Consider the following 24,321-nt stretch of genomic DNA (forward strand, 5'->3'; position numbering starts at 1 on the left):
TTAGTAAGAAAATTCCATGCCGATGTTTCTGCCCTTTGGATCCTCCACTAAGGCAAAAGAGAGATACAGCCTTTCTATCTCTTTAATGGCGTTGCAGCTGTTAAGTGCTTTATAAGAATCCATCATTCTTATTTTCTTATTAATGGAGGGTGTACGTTCTCTTACAGCTTGTATCTTTTCCCTTATTACAGGATATCCTTGTTCAATACTTCTAAATAAATCTGTCATATCTTCTTGAGTAAGGGTGCCTTCCCCATCCACTACATGCACTTCTTTATGGCCTAAAGCCTTGGCAGCCCTGAAGCCGATCTGTTCCATTTCATGCTGTGAGTATTGTCCTTTGCATTGGCTGTACCTCTCTTGAAGCTTGGTCTCTAAGTCCCTATCCCACTCTAAAGCTACCTTTGTAGGTTGTAACCTAACTAATTCCCCGACCATCTCCATAATTTCTTTTTCTTTCTCTATAATTAAATTAGCTTCATACTGCTCCATATGAAAGGTGCCCATCAGGATGATTTCCTTTTTGATCATTCTCTCCCCTTCTTTCTATAAAATAAAAATTAGCGAGTGTGCCCCCGCTCGAGCCTATGCAGATTCCTGTCCTGCCATTAAAGAATCTTACTAGATAGATAATTGATAACCCGTCTGTATTTGGTAAGGGGCTAACTGACTTTTGATTAATCATGAGGTAACGCTGGGTGTTACAATGCATGTGTATGAAGTATGTCCTCTTGAACCTCCCGCCTCCTTCATTTCTGCAACCATAGTCTTTGTTTTCCCCTTGTATGGTCAGTTCAAAAACGGGATGCCGTTAAAAGTCCTGCGGCTTCACCCGTCCTGAATAGTTCATCATTTGGGATAGTGACTACAAACACTGAGTTCTTCTATGGGAGAAACACCATGCTAAAACGCCTAACTCAGCTTATAGCATGATGATTAGAGGATAAACACCCTACTAAAAAGTCAAACTCAGATTATAGTATGGTGATTAAAGGATAAACACCCTACCAAAAAGCCTAAATTAGATTATAGTATGGTGATTAAAGGATAAACACCCTACCAAAAAGCCAAAATTAGATTATAGTATGGTGATTAAAGGATAAACACCCTACCAAAAAGCCAAAATTAGATTATAGTATGGTGATTAGAGGATAAACACCCTACTAAAAAGCCAAATTCAGATTATAGTATGGTGATTAAAGGATAAACACCCTACTAAAAAGTCAAACTCAGATTATAGTATGGTGATTAAAGGATAAACACCCTACTAAAAAGTCAAACTCAGATTATAGTATGGTGATTAGGACATAGAGGTTATTATTCATAGTCTGTCTTCTATTATAACTCTAGGAGGAAGTCCAGGATGATAACTGGAGACATTTTCCACAGATTTATATTAATTTATTTCTTAACTCGCTCATCATAATAGTCTGTCGGTGGTTCCAACGGCAATCGATATAGAGCCTACCTATGCAAACTTATTACTTATTTTACCATTAGGCAGGATGAAGTGTAACCTATGTATATATCACTCCCTTTTAATCTTTCGTTGAGCAGTCAAGTTTGGGCTTGCTCCTTTTATTCTGTAAATTGGGAACGCTGTAATAGTCTTCTCTACAATACAATATAAAAAAGGAGCCGCCACTATAATGGCCCGCTCCTTCGTAATAGATCAAACATTCACATTTCCCTGCAAGTCGAACCTCGCCAAAGTCATCCCAAGAAGATCCGCTGCCTGGTTGAATCCGACTGGAAAAACCGGATCGACTACATCACCCGGACGCTGGCCATAGCCATTTGGGAAATTAAAGGTATTATCATATACCTGAATTTGACCGACTGCTGGCAGGTTACTTCCTCCTCCACCTGCTGCGAAATATACAGCCAGCCTTTCTGAATCATTGTTGATAAAGAAATTATCTTCTATCAGCAACTCCTCAAGAAGTGTATAATCCACCCTTGTCGTTAAGATGATGGAGCTTCCTGAGTTAGTCTGGTGATCGATAACATTTTCCCTAATGATCAGACTCGTTGCCGCTTCAAGAAAAGTGTAAAAATTGACAAACTGATTGAAACTTGTCATTGTATTGCCGATGATATTGATGGTTCCAGAAACATTATAGGAAACAAGGTTTGGTTCAATAATAATTGCCCCGACACTGGTGCTGTTTCCTTGAAAGGTATTATTTGTTACATTCGTTGTTCCCCGTAACACTTGAAAACGCAGGCTCTGAGTATTGATAGCATTATGAATGAACAGATTATTATCAAAAGTGATGTTCTCTGCAAAAATATAGGCGCTTCTCACAGTACCTTCGATAGTGGAATTTGATATCGTTATATTTCTGTACAAATTATCTAAAGACCTTAGAGGCACACTGACCACAGCATTTGAACCTGTCAGCGTTCTATTACTGATCAAGTACAGATTGTCCACTGTCACATCGTCTGCTTCTATCACCAATCCGTCGACAGTACTTGCTGGATTGAAAATGACTTGAGGCTGTGTATCTCCTTCTCCTTGGAGGGTTAACGATTGATCCACAACAATCAGCGCAGCTATTTCATACATTCCACTCAAGATATGAACGGTTCCGCCTGGATTCACAGCGGTGATCCCTTCCTCAATCGTGCCAAACGGATTGGCCCTGCTTCCATCCCCTCCTGAAGCCCCGGCTTCCACGTAAATATTGTCTGGATCCACAACTACCTGTCCAATGGCAGTATCCAATGCTGCCTGAACTTCCTCTACACTTTCATAACCAAATACCGGACGGTTTTCCAGCAGGATATCGGCTATCTGATTTTTTTGATCTTCCGTTAAGGGGTCGTACTCTGTAAGATCTAAACCAAGCAGAGGGTCTTCAATTGCTGCACGTATTCCCGCAGGCGTCTGGGCAGCATTCACCGCCTCCAAAGCAGGATTGACAGGAGTGCCGAAGTCTCCAGGGAGAACGCGCTGAATCAGCACTAATTCTCCTAAATCATTTTCCGTAAAAATGGTAGCCGTTATTTGGCTTCCTCCCCCCGGGTCTGGTGAAGTCATTATCCTAACCCCAAACGCCGGAATTAAAGGGCTGTTGAGTGAAACCGGCAGGACAAAGACCGGACCCGTGCCCATCACCGGAGTTCCGAATTCCTGCAATTCTGCCAGGTTCTGCGCATAAATTATCTGCTGAGCATACCCTTGTGCATTTGGCTCAGTAATTCTGTAAACTTCTATTAAAACATTGGCAGGAAGATTACCAGTCCCTGTATTCTGTACCCGGACAACAAGCTCCCGTGCGATCCTGTTTCCTGCTCCGTCAATATTTGGTATCGGCCCTGAATCATAAATGGCCATAGTTAAAAACCCCTTTCCTTCTATTAATTAAACCCGCTGTAAGAAGGGTTCTACTCTACCAGTATATGAAACACAACATGGATGGCTTGGTCATATGTATAGTAATAACTAATAAGGGCGCTGTTTTAGAAGAGAAGAAGGGATACCGCCTCTCTCTCGAAACTCTTTAATTCATCAAAAAACCGAGCCAATCCTCAATGGATTAGACTCGGTTTTTAGAAACATATTACCCTTTTACTGAACCTGCTGCAATTCCTTCTACGATCTTGTCGCTCAGGATGAAGTAGGCGATCAATACAGGAATGATGCTGATCATCAGTGTTGCCCCTATCGCACCCCAATCAGTCAGATACTGTCCGACGAAGTTATTCACCCCGACCGTGATGGTTTTCCACCTGTCAGAACTCATGAAGGTTTGGACAAAAACAAATTCGTTCCAGTTATAAATCATGTTGATGATCACTGTAGTGGACAGCACGGGTACTGTCATAGGCAGCGTGATCTGGAAAAAGATGCGGTGAATGGAGCAGCCGTCCATGACAGCAGCTTCCTCAATTTCACGCGGCAGGGCTTTGTAGAACCCTGTTAGAATCATAATCGTAATCGGCAGGTTGAATGCTACATACGAGATAATGATGGATACCGGGTTGTCAATCAGGTTCACGGACTTAAATATATTGAATAATGGAATGAGTGTCGAATGAAGCGGAATCATATAACCTGCCATGAATAAACCAAGTACGACTCCGCTCAATTTCCAGTGCATCCTTGTCACTGCAAAAGTCACAAAGCTTGCGAGGATAACCGTCAAAACAACTGCCGCTACTGTATAGAAAACACTGTTGAAAAAGTAGGTATCGATGTTTCCGGTTGTCCAGGCTTTAACATAGTTGCCCCATTGCGGATCCTGAGGCAGCGCGAACGGGGACATCCCGAACACCTCTTGATTCGTTTTCAATGAAAACATGAACAGCCAGACCAGCGGGTAGATTTGGATGATCCCGATGATCCCCAAAACGATGTAAAGTATACCGAACCCGATTCTTTTGCCTAATGATTTGTTGGTGTTATAAGAAGCCGGAAGTGCCGGCTGCTGTTGTGTCTCTACTGCTGCTTTACTCATCTTGTTCTCGCCCCTCTCTTAATATTCGACTTCATTTTTAGATGTCAGCAATTTTTGGATGATAAATGTTAAGCCGAGACTGATAATCAGAAGTCCGAAGCCAATCGCACTTCCGTAACCGAAGTTATATTTGCTGAAGGCTTCCTTGTACATATAAGAGGCCATTACTTCGGAGGCACCATTCGGACCGCCGCCTGTCAGAATGAAAATTAAATCAAAATACTTCAATGAGCCGACGATGGCAAGGATGACCATGACTTTGATAACACCTGAAATCAATGGCACCTTGATTTTATAAGCAATCTGGATGGGAGTCGCCCCATCTATTTTCGCCGCTTCCACCAATTCTTCCGGTACATTCTTTAAAGCTGCATAAAAGATGATGATATAGAATCCGGCATATTGCCAGACGATTGGAAGGAATAAGGCAAATAGCACAATGTTTGGATCTGCCAGCCACAGCGGCGGATTTTCGAAACCGATTAATGTAAGGAATCGATTTAACATTCCGTTGGACGGATCGAATATTTTTGCCCAAAGCTGGCCGATAGCTACAGAAGAAAGCAGCATTGGAATCAGATAGATTTTTCTGAAGAAATTGGCTCCTTTAATTTTACTGGCAAGAATCAAGGATAAAATCAGGTAGCCGACCAGGCTTAAAGTGGAGAACAACCCAAGCAGGATCGAATGCCAGGTGCTTTTCCAAAACATCTTATCCTGTACTAACTCTATATAGTTATCCAATCCTGTAAACTTCATTTGGCCGATTCCGTTCCAATCCATCAACCCGTAATATCCTGTCAGGACAATCGGTATATAAATCAGGAAAAGGATGAGGACCAGTGCAGGAAGAACATAAAGGCTGATGACCCATTTGTTTGACATGACACTTCTCATTTTCTATACTCCCTTCTCTTTAAAAAGCTGCTTTCGTATGCATTGCTGCTATACGAAATCGATTTAATGCTTGTTACGGAAAGTTTTTTCCGTAAACATTGGTGCTGGTTCATATGGTTTCGAAAATAAATCGGTAAGGAAGAGGCAAAAGAGCTACTCTCACAGACGTTGAAAAATCCGGCTCTTGTGATATTTCCGAATGCAACAATCAATACGAAAACAGCTGTACAAATGAGCTTGAAAAAAATAGAGGGCATATTGGATATGCCCTCTACACTGAGTGTATTACTCCTGCTCTTTGGCAATTTCGTCCGCATGCTGTTTCACGAACTCTTCAGGTGTTATCTGTTTTCCGAACAGGGCTGTTACCAGGTCATGGTGCAGCTCAGATACCGCAGGGCTGGATTGGGTATCAAAGTAAGTCGTAACATTTGAAGCAGAACCCAGGTCATCCAGGATTTCAATGTACATTGGATCAAGATCAAGACTTGCTGTATCCACCTTCGTCGCAGGGATAACGCCTGCATCTGTCACTGACTTTTCTCCCCATCTCTTTACAAGATAACCGACAAAGTCTTTCGCTTCATCTTGAACTTTTGAATCTTCTGCTACGAATAAGCCAACTCCAGGGCCGCCGACATAACTGTCGATGGATGATCCTTTTCCGCCTTCATAAGTTGGGAACTTAAAGTAGCCGATTTTATCTTTGAACTCCTGAGTTACATCAGGGCTCGTTGTGTAGTTAGGCAGTTCCCATGTTGCTGTCAGGAACATTGCTGCCTGTTCGTTCATGAAGTATCCTTTTGCATCATCATTGGATAACGCGCTTGCCCCTTTAACAAAGCCGCCCATATCCACAAGGTTCTGGATTTCTTCTGCAGCTTGCTTGATCGCCGGGTCATCGAACTTCGCTTTTCCATCGATGACATCTGTCAGGATCGTCGGGCCGCCGATTCGATCAGCCATATACATGAACCAGAAAGATGCAGGCCATCCGTCTTTTGCACCGACTGTTGTAGGAACGACGCCATTATCCGCCAGTGTTTTGACAACGTTTTTATACTCTTCGAACGTTTCAGGTACTTCCAGGTTATGCTTCTCAAAGATTTCTTTATTGTAAAATACGTAAGAGATATTGAGTTCTAGCGGCAGGCCATAGGTTTTGCCGTCCACTGCATAAGATTCTTTTACACCAGGAATAAATTCAACGCCATCTGTCGTTACATCATCCAGCGGTGCAAGCATCTCGCCTTCCACGTATGGCTGGATGAATCCATCAGACCAGGTCATTCCGATATCCGGCAGTTCATTGGAAGAAGCCAGTACTTTCAGCTTTTCTCTATATTGATCTGGGTTGAGGATTTCTGTTTCGATTTTCACATCATGTTCTGCTTCATATTCTCCGATGATATCTTTCACGATGGAGAACTGGGCATTGGAACTTCCCTCAGGCCATAAATGCATGAATTTTATAACTTTTTCGCCATCTGCACTGGCTTCATCCGTTGAACTTGAAGATGAACACCCTGCAAGTGCAAGCGAGGCAACCATAAGTGATGAGGCGATTACTGCAAACGCTTTCTTTTTGAACAATGTAAGATCCCCCTTTGACCTTGTTTGTATTTTGTTTACATTTCTAGTGTACATTGTGAATGTTCTGAAAAATAGGTCACTATGATTAGGAAAAATACTACTATTTTTAGAAAGCGGTTTCATTATAGGTTTTCCGGTAGGTACTCGGTGTCATTCCTTCTTGTTCCTTAAAGATCTTGATAAAATATTTAGCTGTTTTGTAGCCCGACTCTTCTGCGATTTCATTGATGGGAAGTTTCGTTGAAATCAGCAGGTCCTTTCCCCTTTGAATTCTCCTTCTGGTGACATACTCGCTGAAGGTCATCTTGACATGCTCCTTGAAAAGGACACTAAGGTAGCTGGGATTTAAATGGACGTGATCCGCTACTTCCTTTTGTGTCAGTTCGCTTTTCAAGTGCTTATTGATGTACTCAACAGCTTCCCTGATGGGAGTACGGGTGGACAGGTTCTGGGAGTCAGCCTGAACAAGCTTTTTATCCACCACTTTCTCGATTGTCTCAGCACGCTCCTGCTTTTCAACAGCTTGTACAGCTGCTTCGACCGCCTCTATTAACGCCTTCTTGCTGATTGGTTTCAAAAGGTAGTTGATGACACCGGACCTTAGGGCTTCCTGAGCGTACTCAAATTCTGAATAAGCTGATATTACAATAATGACAGGATGTACAACTTGCTGCTCTTTTATCGTTTTTACTAACTGCAGCCCCGTTATTTCAGGCATCCGGATATCGGTGAGCAATATATGGACCCTGCTGCTTTTCATCAGCTCTATCGCCTCTTGGCCATTGGAAGCTGTCAAGATGTTGTACTGTCCATCCGCCCACTTTTCAAGCGATTTCATTAAACCTTGGCGGCTTCTCGGTTCATCATCTACGATCAATATGGTTTTCAGCATGTTCGTCTTCTCCTTTCAAGGGGATCACAAACCACACCTTCGTCCCCTCTCCAAATTCACTAGAGATTTCCAATCCGGTTTTAAGCTGAGTTGGGTAATATAATTCCAGCCTTTTTTGAACATTCGTCATGGCCATCCCATTTCCTGATTGATTGGAAAGAACGCCCCCAGACCGCATTGCCTGTTGGATCGCCATCATTTTTTCCGTTCCGATTCCMGGTCCATCATCTTCCACCATGACTATTAAATATCCATTTATTTCAGCACGCTCAACGGATATGGAAATGGTGCAAGGATCCATTGTATTTCCTGCCCCATGAAGCACCGCATTTTCCACCAGAGGCTGAATCAGCAGTTTCGGAATTTTTACATTCCGGTATTGAGGCTCGATGGATAGGTTCCATTTCAAATGATCACCGAAGCGCATCTTCATAATTTCCATATAATTTTCTATATGCTGTATTTCTTCGTGTATAGTCACCCAGTCTCCATTTGTCTGTTTTGTGATGGTATAGCGGAAAAGCTCAGACATTGCTACGACAAATTCCGCAAGCTCGTCCTCATCCTTTTCCTCCAGAGTCCATTTAAGGGCATCAAGCGTATTAAACAGAAAGTGAGGGTTGATTTGAGCTTGCAAAGCTTTTAATTCACTTCTGCTCCTCGTTATTTCTTTTTCATATACCATTTTGATTAAATGGTTTGTCTCTTTAGCGAGCTGGTTATATGTACTATTCAACTCATTGATTTCATTGGCTGTCGTCACACTCGGATTCATTGTCATGGAACCGGCGCTGGCCTGCTGCATTGTTTCTGTCAACTTTATAATAGGTCTTGTGATAAAGGAGGATAGGAACAAAGAACTTACCAGGAATATGATAAATCCAGCGACTCCCGAAATAATGACGACCATTCTCAGAACATTGATACCAGCCGTCAGTTCCTTGACAGGTGTCAGAATGATCAGGGTCCAGCCGGTAACATGGGAAGTCTGCCTAGTCATAATATAGTCCTGGTTATCCAGTGAAAGGGTGCCAGTTGGATTTTCAATCATTGGAGTAAGGGATCCTTCATAGTTTGAGAGAATCGGATTCATGTCTTTGTCAAGGAGGATTGAAAATTGATTGGTATGGTCCGTTTCATTTTCAAATTGAAGGTAATTGCTGTAGATACTGATTAAGAGATAACCTCCATTGTCATAACCCTTTCCTATCAAATTAACACGCCTTAAAGCCATAAAGTTATCTGTATTGCGGGGATCATCGCCCAGCCAGATAAGGCCTCCATTTGCTTTATCTGCTTCAATGATCCATTTTTTATCTATTCTGGAAAGCAGACTTGAATCATCCAGCGGAAGGATCCGATTCATATTACGAGTGTATAGTTCAAATTCAAAGATCCCATCAGTATTCGCTTGAATGGTATTGACGATTCCGCCCAATTCCTGCCGCTCATAGAAATCGATGGTTTTTCCTTCGTAAGCACTGGAGAGTACTCTTTGAATATTATTGTTGGTCATGACCAGTTTGGTCGCCGTATTGATTTGCTTGTACAGTGATTCCAGCCTTCCGTTTGCTTCCACTGCTGTTTGATCGATCTGCTTTTCGGCGTTTGATTTCAGTAGTGAAGACACTTGGTTGTAGGTCAGCACACTGACGAGCGCCAGTACGGTTGCCATGACAACCAGAAATACGAATGACAGCTGATTACGCAGGGTATTCCATTTTTTTAATTTGGAAAACATCGTTCAATCGCCTACTATCTCGAATTAATAGTTTTTTAATTTACTATAACTCATCCCGTCAGAAAGGTTAATACTATTCCTAAAAATCAAAATATGGTTTATACTTAAATTAGTAAAGTGAAAGCGCAGACATAAAGGGGAATTTGTTAATGAATAATCGAATGATGAGCGGACTGTACTCCTTAACAGAATGGATTACGAAGTTTGCCTTTTTAAATTTTTTATGGATTGCTTTCTCCTTACTGGGAGTGATTCTTTTTGGGCTCCTGCCCTCGACCGTTGCACTGTTTACCGTATTGCGTAAGTGGATGATGGGCGAAACAGAATTCCCTCTCCTTCCTCTCTTCTGGAATACCTACAAAGCTGAGTTTTTTAAAAGTAATTTGCTGGGAGGTATCTTTTTTCTCCTGGTAGGGCTGATGTACCTGAACCTGGAATTTATGAATGCGAACGAAAGTCAGGGTCTTCAAGTCGTGCATATCCCCCTTTATTTGATCATCCTGGCCATTTCGATGACCGTCTTGTATACCATTCCAGTTTATGTTCACTATAATATCGGCCTTTTGCAAGTCTTTAAGAATGCATTTCTCATTATGCTGCTGAATCCGCTGCCAAATATCATGATTCTTGTCGGGACTGCTTCGACACTGTTTGTCATGAATGCACTGCCCGCACTTCTGCTCTTCTTTGGCGCAAGTTTTACAGGGGCCATCGTTATGGCAGCCAGTTACCTTGCTTTTCAAAAAATCGAGAAGAAACAAAAGGAAGCACAGTCAATCTGATTGTGCTTCCTTTTTATTTTGCCAGTTTCAGTAACTCACTGATGGTGACCAGGTTCCAGCCTTCTGCAATTAATTGGGGAATGAGCCGGCTTATGGCCTCTAAAGTTTGAGAGCGATCACCATAGCCATCATGGAAAAGGAGTATAGCTCCGTTAGAAAGAACTGAACGTGTTTCTTCTAAAATATGATTAGCTCCCGGCTGTTCCCAATCTCTTGCTTCCAGATTTACAGCTCCAATGAAATGGGAATACCCTTTTTCTTGAAGAGCGGCTGCTGTTACATGGTCATAGTCCAGAAATGGCGGCCGAAAGGAAGCTGGTTTTTCACCTGTCAGCCTTTCTATCAAACTCTTTGTCCGCTCTATCTCTGTTAAGCATTCCTCCTGTGATAACTCAGTCATTCTTGGGTGGGTATATGTGTGATTGCCGATCTCATGACCTAGTTCTGCAGCCCGCTTAACCAGCTCGGGGCACCTTTCCATCTGTTCCCCGATCATATAAAAGGTAGCTTTAGCATTGGCTTTCTGTAAAATCTCTAAAACCTGTGGAGTATATTCGGCGTTCGGGCCGTCGTCAAAAGTGACTGCCAATACTTTTTCGTCGGTGCGGACTTTATTTATCATAAGTGCAGGCATTGAGCGGAACTCCTTTCTTATGGGGTTATCTTGGATCTCAACTCAGCGGGCTTATGGCTTCTTTTTGCTTTGTTATACTGGATGGAGACCTCTTAGTCGGTAACTTGTATTTTGTGTTGTTATTTAAACAGCATAATACCGTTATTATAAGAATCTAATGCAGTTAAGGCTGTGTTAAACAGCATTAAACCGACAGAAAAAGAATCTTATGCTGTAATGAGTGCGTTTATACAGCACTAAACCGCTAGAAAAAGAATCTGATGCCGTAAAGAGAGCGTTTATACAGCATCAAACCGTCAGAAAAGGAAACTCATGCAGTAAAGAGAGTGTAATAAGCTTTCTTGATAACGCTTTATTATTTTCGAATGAGTGTGGCCATCTGGCGTCCCGCTTGATGACCTTCCAAGATTACTCACCTGCACCATGGTAACTAGAAGCCCGCTTGGTTACCTTCTCAAGGAGATTGAACTTCATCAGGGCACCTAGGAATCTGCTTGGTGACCTTTTTATCAATATCTAACTGCATCCTGGCACCTATGGGTCCGTTTGGTTACCTTTTCAAAGAAATTCAACTACATCAGGGCACCTAGGAACCCGCTTAATGACCTAGATATTAATAAGGTCCCCGGATAGCCCCCTCCACACTCTCTTTATAAAAGCTTTCAATCTTCTTCAATTCATCTGCTGAGAAAGATTTGGTCTCCAAAGCAGACAAATTATCCTGAACTTGTTGTTGATTTTTGAACCCAGGGATGACAGCAGTAATCTCTTTTTGATCTAGTATCCAGCGCAAGGCGGCACTTGCCATTGAGTTTCTATCTTCAGCAATCCACTTTAGCTGCTCAGCCAGCTCCACTCCTTTGCGGAAGCCCAGGCCGGCAAAAGTTTCACCGACATTGAAAGCCTCTCCATTTTCGTTGAAGCGTCGGTGGTCGTCCTMTTCAAAAACATGGGATGAATCGAATTTACCTGTCAGCAGGCCGCTTGCAAGCGGAAGTCTGACGAGAAGTCCGACACCATTTTGATGAGCTTGTGGAATCAAGGTTTCCAGCGGCTTTTGGCGGAACATATTAAATATGATCTGGAGGCTCTTTACGCCAGGATACTGCAAGCTGATCAGCCCCTCTTCAACCGTTTCGACACTGACTCCATAATTTCGGATTTTTCCTTCTTCTTTTAAACGGTCCAGCACCTGAAAAACGCTGCCATCCTTGAGTATTTCGGTTGCAGGGCAATGAATTTGATAGAGGTCAATTGTGTCTCTGTTAAGGCGGCGAAGGCTGGCTTCACAATAAGACTTCACTTGTTCATAGCTATAGTTGGCAGGATCAAATATATCTCCTTGGCGGCAGAATTTTGTTGCTAAATAGATCTCATTTTCTCTGCCCTTGGTCGCTTTAGCCAACAACTCTTCACTGTGGCCGTCTCCGTATACATCTGCGGTATCAAAGAAGTTTACTCCTTGATCCATGGCGTAATGTAATGACTTCAGCGCTTCTTCGTCACTGGTTTTTCCCCATGAACCCCCGATAGCCCATGTTCCAAAGCTGACCTCACTGATCTTAATACCTGTATTTCCTAATTCACGATAATTCATTTGACATTCTCCTCTCTTATTGAATTCCAAAAGTATAAGTAGTGGCTGATGTGTATTTTTCATTCGGTTTCAATACAATTGACGGAAATCCAGGCTGATGAACAGCATCTGGAAACCCTTGTGTTTCCAAACAGATTCCAAGGTGTTTCGCTCCCGGTGTCCCCCGGAAAGGTCCAGCCCCATCCAGGGAATTACCTGAATACACCACTACTGCAGGTTCATCCGTTTCGACAGTCAATACACGCCCGCTTTCCGGATCCTCCAGCCTGATTTCTCTATCTTGATTGGTATTCAGTACAAAGGGATGGTCGTATCCTCTGCCCGCTAAAATAGTTTGCGGATGAGAAGAATTGGCACCTATTTCAATAGAAGCACCATCCCTTAAATCAAAGGGGGTGTGATCTACATTGAGCAATCGCCCCGTAGGAATGAATTCTTCGTCCAGTTCTAAATATTCATTACTTTTTAATGTAAGTGTGTGGTGCAGGACATCCCTTTTCAGACTGCCGCTCAAGTTAAAATAAGAATGATTGGTAAGGGTGACCACTGTTTTTTTATCAGTCTGGGCTTCATAACGGATTTTCAATTGATTATGGTCATCCAGTGTATAGGTAACCGCAGCATGCAAGTTGCCTGGATATCCTTCTTCACCATCTTTACTCAAGTAAGTAAAACGGACTCCATCTTCAAGTACATCTGCCTGCCATACTACTTTATTGAACCCCTGCAGACCTCCATGTAGATGATTAGGGCCATTGTTTTGTGGAAGCGTATAAGCTTTACCATCCATTTCAAACGCTCCGCCGCGGATCCTTCCGGCAACCCTTCCGACAACAGCTCCCAGGAAAACTGGATCTTCCATATAGTCTTCTAGTGAATCATGGCCGATAACAATGTTTTCATAGTTTCCATTTGTATCTGGAACTAGTATTTTAGTAATGATGCAGCCGTAATTTATCGCTGTTACTACGACTCCATTTTCATTTTTCAAAGTGAAAGATGTGACTGTCTGCTCCCCGATCCGGCCGAATTCTTGTTGAATGATCTCCATTATACAACCTCCTTTTTATCAGGTTCGGTTCCAGTCGAAGCCGATTTCATTTAAAAATGATCTGGCAAGTATCATATGCCCGGCGGTTGATGGGTGGACACGGTCCCAGGCAAGTGCCGCCGGATACAGGTTCTCCATCACCCTGTTAAAAGCTGCCTGTGTATCTATGAAAAGACAGCCTTCTTCATCCGCTATTTTTCTCACAATATGTCCGTATTCATCCATTGTATTACGCATTGGATCTTTTTCATTCGGCTCCAAGTAAAACGGGGTAAGAAGCACGATTTGCTTTACCGATGACTGTGCATCTGTTACGAGTTTCCTCAGTGTCTTATCATATTCTTCAATTGAGACGTGTCCATCTGTGATGAATGGTGTGTCGTACTGCCTCCAAACATCGTTGATTCCAATCATAACCGCCAGCCAATCAGGCTTCTGATCCAGTACATCCTCTTGCCAGCGGCTTTGCAGGTCGCGGACCGTATGGCCGTTGATTCCTTTATTCACCACCCTGGCCTCCAATTCAGGATATACTGCTTGCAGAAGTCCATCGAGAAAGGAAACATATCCATTGCCCAAAGATCCCGGCAATCCTTCTCCTTCAGGCTTAGCCCTCTCACAGTCGGTTACAGAATCGCCGATGAACAGAAGCTTTTCACCTTTTTGAAGTTTCAAATTCTTCTCCTCCTCTCTGGTATCGCAAATAGAACCCGCCAAGCTGATCAGCAAAAAAGCTTCTCCAAAATTTGTATAGACCCGGCGATCACTTTCTAAACTCTCTTAATCTCTCGTTCATTTCCTTGGTTTGCCGGTAGACCTCCTGATAGATTGAGAAAACCTTTTTATAGGCTTCTACATTTTCAGGTATAGGCTCATACGTTTTGGAAGAGGATAAGAATTCCTCTGCACACTCTTTTAGTGAAGAGTACCATCCGCACCCATAGGCTGCCAGCATTGCCGCACCCATTCCAGGTCCCTGTTCACTAGCCAATTTTTCAATAGAGCTGTTGAAAATATCCGCTTGCATCTGCAGCCAGGTTTCATTCTTGGCACCGCCGCCGATTGAAATGATCGTATCGATGGTTTTGCCGCTATTTCTGAACACCTCAATGGACTCATTCAAGGAGAATGTTATTCCTTCCAGCACGGACCTGGAGAAGTGTTTTCGTTCATGAGATGCATCTATGCCGATAAAACTGCCGCGGATGGTTGAATCTGCATGAGGTGTCCGTTCGCCCACTATGTAAGGAGTGAACACTAATCCATTGCTGCCAGCCGGTACTTCTTCAATTCCAGTTAAAAGCTGCTCAAAGGATTCCTCTTTGGCAAATGTATCCTTGTACCAGCTCAGGCTGTAGCCTGCGGCGAGTGTAACTCCCATTGTGTAAAAAGCATCTTCCTCAGCGTGGTTAAAATAATGAACCGTTCCTGCAAAGTCAAGATCGTTTCTTTCTTCATATGAAAGAACCACACCTGAGGTCCCAATGCTGCACAGGGTTTTTCCTTCAGAGAGGATTCCGGAACCAATCGCGCCACAGGCATTATCTGCTCCACCCGCAAAAACTTTGACCTCCTGTGATAATCCTGTTTTCTGAGCAAATTTACTTGTGACGTTTCCGACAAACTCATGAGATTCTACGAGTTCCGGGCAGATTTCAGGAGATAGTTGGAACTGTTCGAGAATTTCCTTGCTCCACTGCCGTTCGGCCACATTCAGCATCAAAGTTCCTGCAGCATCTGAATACTCCATCTGAAGCCTTCCTGTCATGCGGTAACGAAGATAATCTTTAGGAAGCAGGAATGAGGCTGCCTTTGCAAAGACTTCCGGTTCATATTTTTGCACCCAAAGAATTTTCGGCAGAGTGAAGCCTTCTAAAGCAGGATTTTTTGTTATTTGAAGTAACCGGTCTCTTCCCACTTTATCATAGATTTCCTGACATTGCGGAGTTGTTCTTGTGTCATTCCAGAGAATGGCATTTCTTAATACCTTTTGATTATTATCCAATAATACCAAGCCGTGCATCTGTCCAGAAAAACTGATCCCTTCGATATCTTTTACATTTCCAGAGAAATTGCCTATAAGTTCAGCCAATCCCTCCTCTGTTTTCGCCACCCATTCTTCAGGATCCTGCTCGCTGTATCCGGATTTTTCAATAATTAGGGGATATTCTTTTGAAATTTCATCACTTACTTCGCCTTTTTGATTGACGAGTAAGATTTTAACTGCGCTTGTTCCAAGGTCAATTCCGATTACATATTTCATTTTTTTCATCCTTTCCTACGAAAATATGCTGGAGTAAGTATACTGCCAGCATATTTTCTAAGTTTTATTGAATTGGATTTATGCCTTTACACTTGTTAAAGTTTCCAAGAGGTATTGGTTGATAACCGCCTTCAGACGCTCTGTTCTTCCTGAAGTGTTCTTAATTTCTTTTAGCTGCAGGGCATGAGCTTCCAGCTTACGGAAATCCGCTCTTCCCTCTACGATATCAAGGCCGATGCCTTCATTGTAACTGCTGTAGCGCTCTTCTACAAAACCATCAAGCACTCTGTCTTCGATCATTCTGCTGGCCACTTTCAAGCCAATAGCGAATGCGTCCATTCCTGCAATATGTGCGTGGAATAAGTCATCAGCCTCGAAGGAACCTCTCCTCACTTTTGCATCGAAATTCAATCCGCCCTTGCCAAGTCCGCCATTTTTAAGGATTTCATACATTGCTAAAGTGTTAGAGTACAAGTCTGTCGGAAATTCATCCGTATCCCATCCTAGAAGAGTATCTCCCTGATTGGCATCTACAGAACCAAGCATGCCGTTGATGCGTGCCGTTCTCAGTTCATGCTCGAATGTATGTCCTGCCAAAGTGGCATGATTCGCTTCAATATTGAACTTGAAGTAGTCAGTCAGATCGTATTTTTGCAAGAAAGCAAGACCGGTAGCGACATCGAAATCATATTGATGCTTCGTTGGCTCTTTCGGCTTAGGCTCGATCAGGAACGGAACATTCAAACCGATTTCTTTTGCGTAATCCACTGCCATATGGAAGAAACGGGCCAGATTGTCTTGTTCAAGCTTCATATCCGTGTTTAGAAGAGTTTCGTACCCTTCTCGTCCGCCCCAGAAAACATAGTTCTCGGCACCAAGTTCCTTCGCAACCTCAAGTGCCTTTTTGACTTTCGCAGCAGAGTAAGCAAATACATCTGCATTCGGCGATGTAGCAGCACCATGGACATAGCGCGGATTTGTGAACATGTTGGCTGTGTTCCAAAGAAGTTTCGCTTTGCTGGTCTTCATGTATTCTTTAATCATCCCGACGATTTCATCTTGGTTTTCATTTGTTTCTTTCAGTGTTCTGCCTTCAGGAGCAATGTCCACGTCATGGAAGGCGAAAAATGGTACATTCAGCTTCTCAAAAAGTTCAAACGCTGCTTCAACGCGGGCTTTTGCTAAATCCATCCCCTGGAAGTGATCCCATGAGCGGATGGCCGTTCCTGCTCCGAATGGATCCGTTCCATCTGCCGTAAAAGTATGCCAGTAGGCTACAGAGAAGCGCAGAAGCTCTTCCATTGTCTGCCCATTAACCACTTCTTCCGGATTATAATATTTAAAAGAGAAAGGGTTGGTCGATGAAGCACCTTCAAATTGAATCTTGTTCACTGTTTCAAAATAAGCCATGCTGGTTCCCCCTAAGTTTTTAATTAGTTTTTATGTAAAGGCTTACAAAACCTTTATTTGACCTCATTATAGCACCGCTTACTTAGTTTGTCTATTGTATAAACTAAGTTAATATAATTATATTTTTGGAATATCTGGTCTTTTTACTTTGATTCTTTTCTAAAAGAATGTTGCTATTGAATGCTATCTTATCCATTTCCCCCTTTACGTAGAAGGATTGTAACGAAAGGCGTGCGACCTTGCCGGGGCCATTCCACTTTATATAGATAAGTCATCTAGATCATTTCCTTACAAGTTGAGAGGCTGTTATGAGAAAAAGTCGGGTTCTGGACTTTTTCGGTGCTTAATTGACTTCTTATTTGAATCGCTATTTTAATTACAGGGAAATGATCATCGAACCGCTAACGCTCTTCGTGATTCCTTTATCTCATACGAGAGCCCTAAAATCTGTACGTCACTGAACGGCCGCATCCGCTTTTGCTTCACCGTCCGCCCCTTGGAGTCATGCGGCTGAAGTGGAAATCCACTATTTTCCACAGTGACCATCTTTGCGAAAACAGCCTTTACTTTGAAGCACTGATAGGACTGCTCCTGCGGATGTATGATTGCATTAATTGTATCCTTCTTAGGTTTGTATCCTCAGTAAACTAAGTATGTGATATGATAAACGTATTATTATTTAAGGAGTTTTTTTAGTGGGAACGATGACATGGAATCAGCAAAGAGTCAAAAAAAATAACAAAGCACTTGTACTGCAACTGATTATCGAGAAAGAACCAATCTCCAGGGCGGACATTTCTCAGGTTTCTGGACTGCATAAAGCAACCGTCTCCTCCCTTGTCAATGAGCTGCTTGATGAAGAGCTGATCTATGAATCAGGTCCAGGCGAATCCAGCGGCGGCCGCCGTCCTGTTATCCTTCATTTTAATAAAGTCACCGGTTATGCAATCGGGATTGATATTGGAGTGAATTATGTCCTCTGCGTCCTGACAGACTTGAAAGGCAATATCATTACAGAAAGAAATCAGTTTGTGACGGAGACACCCTACCCCGCTATCCTTGGAGTGATTCAGGAGATGATTCAGTCTATTATGGATGACATGCCGAACAGCCGGTATGGAATCGTCGGTATAGGCGTAGGAGTTCCTGGCATCATCAACAAAGAAGGAACTGTCCTTCTTGCTCCAAATCTCGGATGGAAAACGATTCAGTTGAAAAGGGATCTGGAAAACCTGTACCGCCTTCCTGTCCTTATTGAAAATGAAGCCAATGCCGGGGCCTTCGGTGAACAGCAGTTCGGCGCCGGGCAGGATCATCCTAATATGATCTATGTGAGTGCAGGCATTGGAATCGGTGTCGGCATCATTATGAACAAAGAACTTTATCAGGGGAAAAATGGATTTTCCGGGGAAATGGGCCATATGATCATCGACATGGATGGAAAGTCATGCAACTGCGGCAGTAAAGGCTGCTGGGAAGCCTATGCATCTGAGCACGCTTTGCTGGAATTGGCAGGTGATACGGGAGAATCACTGGAGGAACTGATCAATCATGCCAAAGAGGGAGATGAAAATGCCCAAGAACTTTTTAGCAAAATCGGCCGGTATCTGGGATTCGGCATCAACAATATCATCAATACCTTCAACCCTGAACAGGTGATTATCGGCAATCGGCTGGCACTCGCGAAAGAATGGATTCAACAGCCTTTAACAGAGACAATCAAAAACCATACTCTTCCCTACCACCAAAATGAAGTTCAACTGGATTTCGCTAAATTGAATAATTACTCTACCGCCCTGGGCGTTTCTGCTTTTGTCGTAGAGAACTTTATCAAGGAAGAATCAAGAGCGAGGTAAAAAGCATGCTTATCTATATCTCGGATATACTTCTGAGGAGTAAAACAGTGTACAACCTAAACAACATTTTATTCTCACCAACTTCACAATACCAAAAGCTTAGAGGATTATATATTCCTAAGCTTTTTTTAGTATTTTATTGTGTTAAAACATCCGTTAATTAAATAATCTCTGGTTAAGGACCTCTTAATTTTAAAAACCAAACTAATTCAAAACATGTCTATTTTCGATGCTCTGAAATGATATATTTCTTTAGTTTCCTATGGTTTACGAATCGCATAGATACTACCTCCCTGCACTCTTAACAACAGTTAGTTCTTCTTTAAACTCTGGTACTTTTACAAAAGAATTTCCACCAGCGTTTTTGCATTTTGGCATCTCTTATCCCCGCCTTCCTTAGAGTTGATTGTCTTACATGATTTAATAAATTCTCCATGAATGAACCCTCTCGAAGCATATTGCTCATTGCTACTTTAATGACCGCAGTGTAAAAATACTGCCGGAAGCATTTTGCTCGTTTAAGAATACCCCACTTTATTTTTCAAACACTACTTAAGGAATAGTAAAGACCATCAATTATTTTTAAACTGCTTTAACATGATTGGATTATTACTGTTTACGTATATTTGCATCCGTGAATCACCTTTTTCTTCTTTTTTTGGATATTACTTCCAATTTATCGCTGCGTAATATATAATAATAGAAAATTTTGAAAAATAGGAGGATTGCACAGATGGTGATTAACCTTTCATTGAGGATGGCCTCAATATTGTTCACTTTGCTCTTATTAATGGGATTGCCTTATTGGGCTTTTCTAAGAACAGGACGTCCATTTATGGAATGGACTTTGGTAATTGGAGTTTTAATAACTGCAGCAATCTTTTATTGTCATGGGCCGGGATACAGAGCGTTTGTGGAAGACACAAAAACCAGAGTTTTTCGATCCCCTCCATTTTGCGTTTCCCTTATCTATACTCTGGTCGTTTCTTATCTTACATATGTCTATTACGGAGAATATTTCTAAGGTTTTCATGAAATTAAACTATGTCCGCCATTTGGATTAATACTCCTCCATTAAAGAGCCATCCCTTCAGGTTATCGAAAAGTATTGGTCCTTAGAATAGTACCTGGCAAAACGGCCCCCTGCTTAATCCTTATGCAGGGGGCTATTTCTTATCCATTCTGGTGGTCTTCATCTTTATACTCCAGGATATCTCCTGGCTGACACTCCAATGCTTTGCAAATCGCTTCAAGGGTTGAAAACCGGACCGCCTTGGCCTTGCCGTTTTTCAAAATAGATAGATTGGCCATCGTGATTCCCACTTTCTCCGATAATTCTGTCACACTCATCTTCCTTTTAGCCAGCATCACATCAATATTAATTATAATTGCCATGTCATCACCTCAGACCGTTAAATCATTTTCTGATTTTATATCGATGGCGTTCTTTAACAGCTTTTGGAGCACAGCCGCGAAAACTCCGATCACCATAGAAGCAGCAACGATAACCATTCCTATCAAAATCACACCTGGAGCGTCATCTATTTCTGCAAAAATGTAAAATAGCGGCAGGCCGATTACATACAAACCGCTGATAACCGCTGCACAGAATTTAATGGTCTTCAATGCGTTTACTGACAGTTGGGAGAAAGCTTTGTTTCCGTCGATAAACTGTAAAAGTTTAAACGCTTGATACAGAGCAAAGTAGAATGGAATCGCTGATATATACATCAAGATTACGATGCCGAATAATACCCACGCCCACTCCGAATTGCTTTCCACTCCCCACGTCACCATCACCGGCAGCCCGAATATACAAAGAGCGAGGACCGGGGTCCCAATGAAAAACAATGCAGCCTTTAAAAAGAGTGTTTCCCGTTTCATAATAAGCACCTCACACAAAAAATAATGATCTTAAAATGATTTTACATTATCATTTATCGATAATCAATAAATATTTGTTGAGATGCATTTTTTAGAACGTTCTCAATAAAAATTGTATATGAACCTGGACTTTCTGTGACACCTTTAAACACCATGTAGTGCAGCTTGCTTCGTTTCCTCCTGGCCATTAAATGACAGGGGCCCTGGCAACAGCAAAATCAATAATGTTATCTAGATTTTGGTCTCTGAAGCTCTAAATACGCCCTTATTCCCACCGTTCCCATACCGTTCCTATTAATCCAGTATTTCTCAATTTTAAAATAAGAAAATATTCATTACGAACCTCGAAGTTTGCCCCAACATACTATATTTTATCCTGAAAGAAGGAGGTGTGTTGAATGGGTCAAGAAGGCGGTTACGGATATAATGCAGGTTTTGCTTTGCTTGTTGTATTGTTCATCCTACTGATTATCATTGGTGCTTCATGGGCTGGCGGCGGCGGCTATGGCGGCGGTTACGGTTACTAATCATTTAAAAAATCTATAGCAGCAGGTCTCTTTAGGCCTGTATTTTTGATGACATGACGATTCATTACATTGAAAAGACCATCTTCAGGGGCAGGATGCACACTTGAAGATGGCTCTTTTCAAGCTTTTAAATTCATACATACACAAAGGCATACAATCATTGTAAAAAAGGCTTGTCCCTCAGGTGATAAGCCTGCTCTCTTTTGTGTTCGTTCCATATTATGTATTATCCTACCCATATCTCCTTTTCATTGATAGCAGAATCCCCTTTAAGAGGGGATTTTTCTTAAAGCTAAAGAATAAATTTGAAAAAAATGGCTTTTACAAAGAACAGAATTTTATGTATGAAAGTCCGTTTTGCTCCACTTTGCAATGAGTATATATCAAAAACACCCGATAAAAAAAGTACCCGAATTCGTCCGGGCACTTCAGTTTGCAGGCTGCTGTCTTTATTAGCAGCTACCGCCTGTATATGCTGCTCCTACGATGATCAATAGGATGAACAGAACAACAATCAGCACAAACGTAGATCCTGCGCCGCCATAACCTCCGCCGCCGTATCCATATCCGTTGTAACAACTCATTATTATTCCTCCTTTCCTAGAGCAATATCTCTATACTTATACAATATGTATCACAGTTATATAGTGATTGTACTTATGCCTAACAGCTTATTTTCTGATTGGGCTGGCTTTTAAACCTGCATGACTGTGGATGTCAGTAATTTATTTGAAGAGTGAAGGTCCCTTGTTCCCCTTCAGTAAGCAATAGTGCTTGTGTCCTCCTCCAAGCGTTCATCTTGTGAAGTAATCACATTTTATCGTTCAGGTCAATAGGCAAAGAAAGTATGGCATGCTTTCCAATCAGCAGCCTAAAAAGATTTGCCCCTGGGAATAGAAGTTGTTTTATATTTCCTATCCAGCTTCAACTTCCCTATATAAAGAATTTGGCCAAGATGTTCTGAAAAGTGAGTAGAGCACTGCAGGAGTACATCCAATATAGTTACAGTATTCTGACGGATCTTTTGAGGTTTAAGATAATCATTTTCGTCCAGGTTTTTCAAGGTGTTTTCTAAAACAGCAAAATTTCTTATTACAATTTCAACGGCTTCTCTTTTCTTAAGCTTTCTATTAAGATCAAATTCTCCCTCTCTATCCCGTTGATCCTGTTTGCCTAAGATTCCTGCTTCAATCCGCTGATGGATATTCCCTTCAATGTGAACAATTAAGTTGGCAATACTGTTGCTTTCTTCATTTGGTCTCCAATTTATATCGTCATCTGTAAGTTGTTCTATTACCAACAGTATTCTGCTTTTGATCGAAGCAAACTTAGATATTAAGTTATCAATTACAATCCTTTGAAAATTCATTCAATCCTCCTATAAGATACCTGACTTTTCTAATAGTTCCTGTAAATCCTCCTTAGTCCGATCGAGATATAAACCTTTGATCCCTTCCCTATCGGCTCCTTGGATATTTTCCAATAAATCATCAACAAAGATGCCTTCTTCCGGCCGTGCCTCTAATTCAGCAAGAGCAATTTTAAAAATACCACCCCCGGGTTTCTCTGTTTTTACAAATGCAGAAAGAACAAGCGCTTCAAAGTATTTTCTGATGTCTAATCGGTCGAAAACCCAGTCCATGCTCGGCATTGAATTAGATATAACTCCTAAACGATACCTCTTGCTTAGTTTTTCAAGGACACCTCGAACTTCAGGGAACAGTTCGCAGTGCCCTGCAAAGTGGGTAAAGAAAAGCAGTTCCTCTGTCAGTGAATTGTCTTTCAATTCTTCAGCAATTGCCCCGTAATATGTTTTATAGTACGCCTCTTCCTCACTCCAAGTTGTAATAAATTCAGGCTTTATCAGCTTAGCTTTTTGTATGGCTTTATCAATATCTGAAATTTTATAGCCTCTTCCTTTCAGCAGCCTTCGTATTCGTTCTTCCCCTTTTACAGGGGTATCAAAAAGAACCCCTCCAGCATCTAAGAAAACTACTTTCACTTCTGAATTTATTAGTGACATTTCCTTCTCCTCTTAGTTAAAGTAATTACAGGCGGAATTCCATCAGCCAGCAATCCTGGTAAACACCTTCGTGCAGCTCTCTTTCAGAAAGTAACTTAACCTTTTGGAACCCGCATTTTTCATAGCATCTTATTGCCCGGGTGTTACGAGTCTGCGGATCCATAACAACGACATCAACGCTCTTTTCTTTTTTTAGAAATTCTGTCATTGAGGATACAAGGAGTGCCCCCACCCCTTTATTCCAATACTCTGGTTCTCCAATGAATTGGTCCATTCCGAATACCTCTTCAGAAATGTACCCATGCTCAGCAGCCATTTCAGCGTCCAAAGTGTAGTATTGAATGTAACCAATAGCCACTCCCTCAAAGTACACTAAACATTTTACTTCATCATCATGCGTCTCAAAGAATACCTGCTCAACCTTTTGTAAATCAAAAGGGTTGTCCCTTCCTTCATAAAATTCCAAAACACGCGGGTCAGAAAGCCATTTCACCAACAGCGGCTTATCTTTTTCCTCTAATTCTCGTACTGTCAGCGATTCATTGCAAACTATCATCCGGCCGCCCATCCTTTGTTTAACTATTTTAGCAACCTAATTTTACCATAATTTTCAGTCAATAAGCTCTACTTGCTCAGAAGAAGGCAAAAAAAGACGCCGGTGTCCTCTGAACTGTTCTGAGGCAACCCAGCATTAAAAGTACTGAT

Annotated in this window: 22 protein-coding genes; 3 read left to right on the forward strand and 19 right to left on the reverse strand. The window is 42.0% G+C overall.

All coding sequences use genetic code 11. The annotated features are described in order from the left end of the window. From FZC78_RS03170 to FZC78_RS03200, 7 genes are all read right to left on the reverse strand, one after another. Window positions 1-531 (reverse strand): DUF5694 domain-containing protein, encoded by a 531-nt coding sequence (locus FZC78_RS03170; protein WP_148938230.1) that lies wholly within the window; start codon window positions 529-531, stop codon window positions 1-3. Window positions 532-1,672: 1,141 nt separating this feature from the next. Next, a complete protein-coding gene (locus tag FZC78_RS03175) occupies window positions 1,673-3,343 on the reverse strand; it encodes a hypothetical protein (RefSeq protein WP_148938231.1) in 1,671 nt (556 codons plus the stop codon). A gap of 226 nt (window positions 3,344-3,569) precedes the next feature. Further along, window positions 3,570-4,466, reverse strand: a complete 897-nt coding sequence (locus FZC78_RS03180) for a carbohydrate ABC transporter permease (RefSeq protein WP_148938232.1) — start codon at window positions 4,464-4,466, stop codon at window positions 3,570-3,572. Between the two features lie 18 nt (window positions 4,467-4,484). Then, entirely contained in the window at window positions 4,485-5,363 is an 879-nt protein-coding gene (locus tag FZC78_RS03185) for a carbohydrate ABC transporter permease (protein WP_148938233.1), read from the reverse strand. Between the two features lie 285 nt (window positions 5,364-5,648). Then, entirely contained in the window at window positions 5,649-6,914 is a 1,266-nt protein-coding gene (locus FZC78_RS03190; protein ID WP_148938777.1) for an extracellular solute-binding protein, read from the reverse strand. 148 nt (window positions 6,915-7,062) lie between these two features. Then, a complete protein-coding gene (locus FZC78_RS03195) occupies window positions 7,063-7,848 on the reverse strand; it encodes a response regulator transcription factor (protein WP_148938234.1) in 786 nt (261 codons plus the stop codon). Beyond that, window positions 7,820-9,589 (reverse strand): sensor histidine kinase, encoded by a 1,770-nt coding sequence (locus tag FZC78_RS03200; protein WP_148938235.1) that lies wholly within the window; start codon window positions 9,587-9,589, stop codon window positions 7,820-7,822. Before FZC78_RS03200 ends, FZC78_RS03195 begins: the two co-directional genes overlap by 29 nt. Before the next feature lie 149 nt (window positions 9,590-9,738). Between FZC78_RS03200 and FZC78_RS03205 the strand changes: the two genes are divergently transcribed. Further along, window positions 9,739-10,371, forward strand: coding sequence for a YesL family protein (locus FZC78_RS03205; RefSeq protein WP_252183485.1), 633 nt, complete (start codon window positions 9,739-9,741; stop codon window positions 10,369-10,371). A gap of 13 nt (window positions 10,372-10,384) precedes the next feature. Here the strand turns inward: FZC78_RS03205 and FZC78_RS03210 are convergent, their stop codons facing one another. The 6 genes from FZC78_RS03210 to xylA all read right to left on the reverse strand — a co-directional run bounded on the left by FZC78_RS03210 (window position 10,385) and on the right by xylA (window position 17,326). Continuing rightward, window positions 10,385-11,005 carry a polysaccharide deacetylase family protein gene (locus tag FZC78_RS03210; protein WP_148938236.1) on the reverse strand — a complete coding sequence of 207 codons (621 nt, stop codon included), beginning with the start codon at window positions 11,003-11,005 and terminating at the stop codon, window positions 10,385-10,387. A gap of 613 nt (window positions 11,006-11,618) precedes the next feature. Then, on the reverse strand, window positions 11,619-12,602 hold the full coding sequence (locus tag FZC78_RS03215) for an aldo/keto reductase (protein WP_148938237.1): 984 nt from the start codon (window positions 12,600-12,602) through the stop codon (window positions 11,619-11,621). A gap of 16 nt (window positions 12,603-12,618) precedes the next feature. Further along, window positions 12,619-13,653 carry an aldose epimerase family protein gene (locus FZC78_RS03220; protein WP_148938238.1) on the reverse strand — a complete coding sequence of 345 codons (1,035 nt, stop codon included), beginning with the start codon at window positions 13,651-13,653 and terminating at the stop codon, window positions 12,619-12,621. A gap of 18 nt (window positions 13,654-13,671) precedes the next feature. After that, window positions 13,672-14,328: an SGNH/GDSL hydrolase family protein gene (locus FZC78_RS03225; RefSeq protein ID WP_148938239.1), complete on the reverse strand. Its 657-nt coding sequence runs from the start codon at window positions 14,326-14,328 to the stop codon at window positions 13,672-13,674. An 88-nt stretch (window positions 14,329-14,416) separates the two neighbouring features. Beyond that, the gene (xylB, locus tag FZC78_RS03230; protein WP_148938240.1) at window positions 14,417-15,916 is read right to left on the reverse strand and encodes a xylulokinase; all 1,500 of its coding nucleotides are present in this window, start codon (window positions 15,914-15,916) and stop codon (window positions 14,417-14,419) included. Window positions 15,917-15,994: 78 nt separating this feature from the next. After that, entirely contained in the window at window positions 15,995-17,326 is a 1,332-nt protein-coding gene (xylA, locus tag FZC78_RS03235; protein ID WP_148938241.1) for a xylose isomerase, read from the reverse strand. 704 nt (window positions 17,327-18,030) lie between these two features. Between xylA and FZC78_RS03240 the strand changes: the two genes are divergently transcribed. Then, window positions 18,031-19,182 carry an ROK family transcriptional regulator gene (locus FZC78_RS03240; RefSeq protein WP_148938779.1) on the forward strand — a complete coding sequence of 384 codons (1,152 nt, stop codon included), beginning with the start codon at window positions 18,031-18,033 and terminating at the stop codon, window positions 19,180-19,182. 1,173 nt (window positions 19,183-20,355) lie between these two features. Here FZC78_RS03240 and FZC78_RS03245 read toward each other — a convergent pair. Then, the gene (locus tag FZC78_RS03245; protein ID WP_148938242.1) at window positions 20,356-20,577 is read right to left on the reverse strand and encodes a helix-turn-helix domain-containing protein; all 222 of its coding nucleotides are present in this window, start codon (window positions 20,575-20,577) and stop codon (window positions 20,356-20,358) included. Between the two features lie 9 nt (window positions 20,578-20,586). Further along, the gene (locus FZC78_RS03250) at window positions 20,587-21,066 is read right to left on the reverse strand and encodes a DUF2975 domain-containing protein (protein WP_148938243.1); all 480 of its coding nucleotides are present in this window, start codon (window positions 21,064-21,066) and stop codon (window positions 20,587-20,589) included. A 398-nt stretch (window positions 21,067-21,464) separates the two neighbouring features. On the opposite strand from FZC78_RS03250, the gene FZC78_RS03255 reads away from it, so the two are divergent. Beyond that, window positions 21,465-21,593: a YjcZ family sporulation protein gene (locus tag FZC78_RS03255; RefSeq protein ID WP_148938244.1), complete on the forward strand. Its 129-nt coding sequence runs from the start codon at window positions 21,465-21,467 to the stop codon at window positions 21,591-21,593. A 452-nt stretch (window positions 21,594-22,045) separates the two neighbouring features. Here FZC78_RS03255 and FZC78_RS03260 read toward each other — a convergent pair whose 3' ends face one another. The 4 genes from FZC78_RS03260 to FZC78_RS03275 form a co-directional block, all read right to left on the reverse strand. Next, on the reverse strand, window positions 22,046-22,177 hold the full coding sequence (locus tag FZC78_RS03260) for a YjcZ family sporulation protein (protein WP_148938245.1): 132 nt from the start codon (window positions 22,175-22,177) through the stop codon (window positions 22,046-22,048). A gap of 287 nt (window positions 22,178-22,464) precedes the next feature. After that, window positions 22,465-22,962, reverse strand: coding sequence for a DUF1572 family protein (locus FZC78_RS03265; protein WP_148938246.1), 498 nt, complete (start codon window positions 22,960-22,962; stop codon window positions 22,465-22,467). Window positions 22,963-22,971: 9 nt separating this feature from the next. Further along, window positions 22,972-23,616 (reverse strand): HAD family hydrolase, encoded by a 645-nt coding sequence (locus FZC78_RS03270; RefSeq protein ID WP_148938247.1) that lies wholly within the window; start codon window positions 23,614-23,616, stop codon window positions 22,972-22,974. Between the two features lie 25 nt (window positions 23,617-23,641). Then, on the reverse strand, window positions 23,642-24,172 hold the full coding sequence (locus FZC78_RS03275) for a GNAT family N-acetyltransferase (RefSeq protein ID WP_148938248.1): 531 nt from the start codon (window positions 24,170-24,172) through the stop codon (window positions 23,642-23,644). Window positions 24,173-24,321: the final 149 nt, after the last annotated feature.

The sequence above is a fragment of the Rossellomorea vietnamensis genome (assembly GCF_008180415.1).
Lineage (GTDB): Bacteria > Bacillota > Bacilli > Bacillales > Bacillaceae_B > Rossellomorea > Rossellomorea vietnamensis_C.

Excerpts from the sequence above, each read along its gene's own strand:
- FZC78_RS03170 (WP_148938230.1), bottom strand. The coding sequence starts at position 531 with ATGATCAAAAAGGAAATCATCCTGATGGGCACCTTTCATATGGAGCAG.
- FZC78_RS03175 (WP_148938231.1), bottom strand. The coding sequence starts at position 3,343 with ATGGCCATTTATGATTCAGGGCCGATACCAAATATTGACGGAGCAGGA.
- FZC78_RS03180 (WP_148938232.1), bottom strand. The coding sequence starts at position 4,466 with ATGAGTAAAGCAGCAGTAGAGACACAACAGCAGCCGGCACTTCCGGCT.
- FZC78_RS03185 (WP_148938233.1), bottom strand. The coding sequence starts at position 5,363 with ATGAGAAGTGTCATGTCAAACAAATGGGTCATCAGCCTTTATGTTCTT.
- FZC78_RS03190 (WP_148938777.1), bottom strand. The coding sequence starts at position 6,914 with ATGGTTGCCTCGCTTGCACTTGCAGGGTGTTCATCTTCAAGTTCAACG.
- FZC78_RS03195 (WP_148938234.1), bottom strand. The coding sequence starts at position 7,848 with ATGCTGAAAACCATATTGATCGTAGATGATGAACCGAGAAGCCGCCAA.
- FZC78_RS03205 (WP_252183485.1), top strand. The coding sequence starts at position 9,739 with ATGAATAATCGAATGATGAGCGGACTGTACTCCTTAACAGAATGGATT.
- FZC78_RS03210 (WP_148938236.1), bottom strand. The coding sequence starts at position 11,005 with ATGCCTGCACTTATGATAAATAAAGTCCGCACCGACGAAAAAGTATTG.
- FZC78_RS03220 (WP_148938238.1), bottom strand. The coding sequence starts at position 13,653 with ATGGAGATCATTCAACAAGAATTCGGCCGGATCGGGGAGCAGACAGTC.
- xylB (WP_148938240.1), bottom strand. The coding sequence starts at position 15,916 with ATGAAATATGTAATCGGAATTGACCTTGGAACAAGCGCAGTTAAAATC.
- xylA (WP_148938241.1), bottom strand. The coding sequence starts at position 17,326 with ATGGCTTATTTTGAAACAGTGAACAAGATTCAATTTGAAGGTGCTTCA.
- FZC78_RS03240 (WP_148938779.1), top strand. The coding sequence starts at position 18,031 with ATGACATGGAATCAGCAAAGAGTCAAAAAAAATAACAAAGCACTTGTA.
- FZC78_RS03245 (WP_148938242.1), bottom strand. The coding sequence starts at position 20,577 with ATGGCAATTATAATTAATATTGATGTGATGCTGGCTAAAAGGAAGATG.
- FZC78_RS03250 (WP_148938243.1), bottom strand. The coding sequence starts at position 21,066 with ATGAAACGGGAAACACTCTTTTTAAAGGCTGCATTGTTTTTCATTGGG.
- FZC78_RS03255 (WP_148938244.1), top strand. The coding sequence starts at position 21,465 with ATGGGTCAAGAAGGCGGTTACGGATATAATGCAGGTTTTGCTTTGCTT.
- FZC78_RS03260 (WP_148938245.1), bottom strand. The coding sequence starts at position 22,177 with ATGAGTTGTTACAACGGATATGGATACGGCGGCGGAGGTTATGGCGGC.
- FZC78_RS03265 (WP_148938246.1), bottom strand. The coding sequence starts at position 22,962 with ATGAATTTTCAAAGGATTGTAATTGATAACTTAATATCTAAGTTTGCT.
- FZC78_RS03270 (WP_148938247.1), bottom strand. The coding sequence starts at position 23,616 with ATGTCACTAATAAATTCAGAAGTGAAAGTAGTTTTCTTAGATGCTGGA.
- FZC78_RS03275 (WP_148938248.1), bottom strand. The coding sequence starts at position 24,172 with ATGATAGTTTGCAATGAATCGCTGACAGTACGAGAATTAGAGGAAAAA.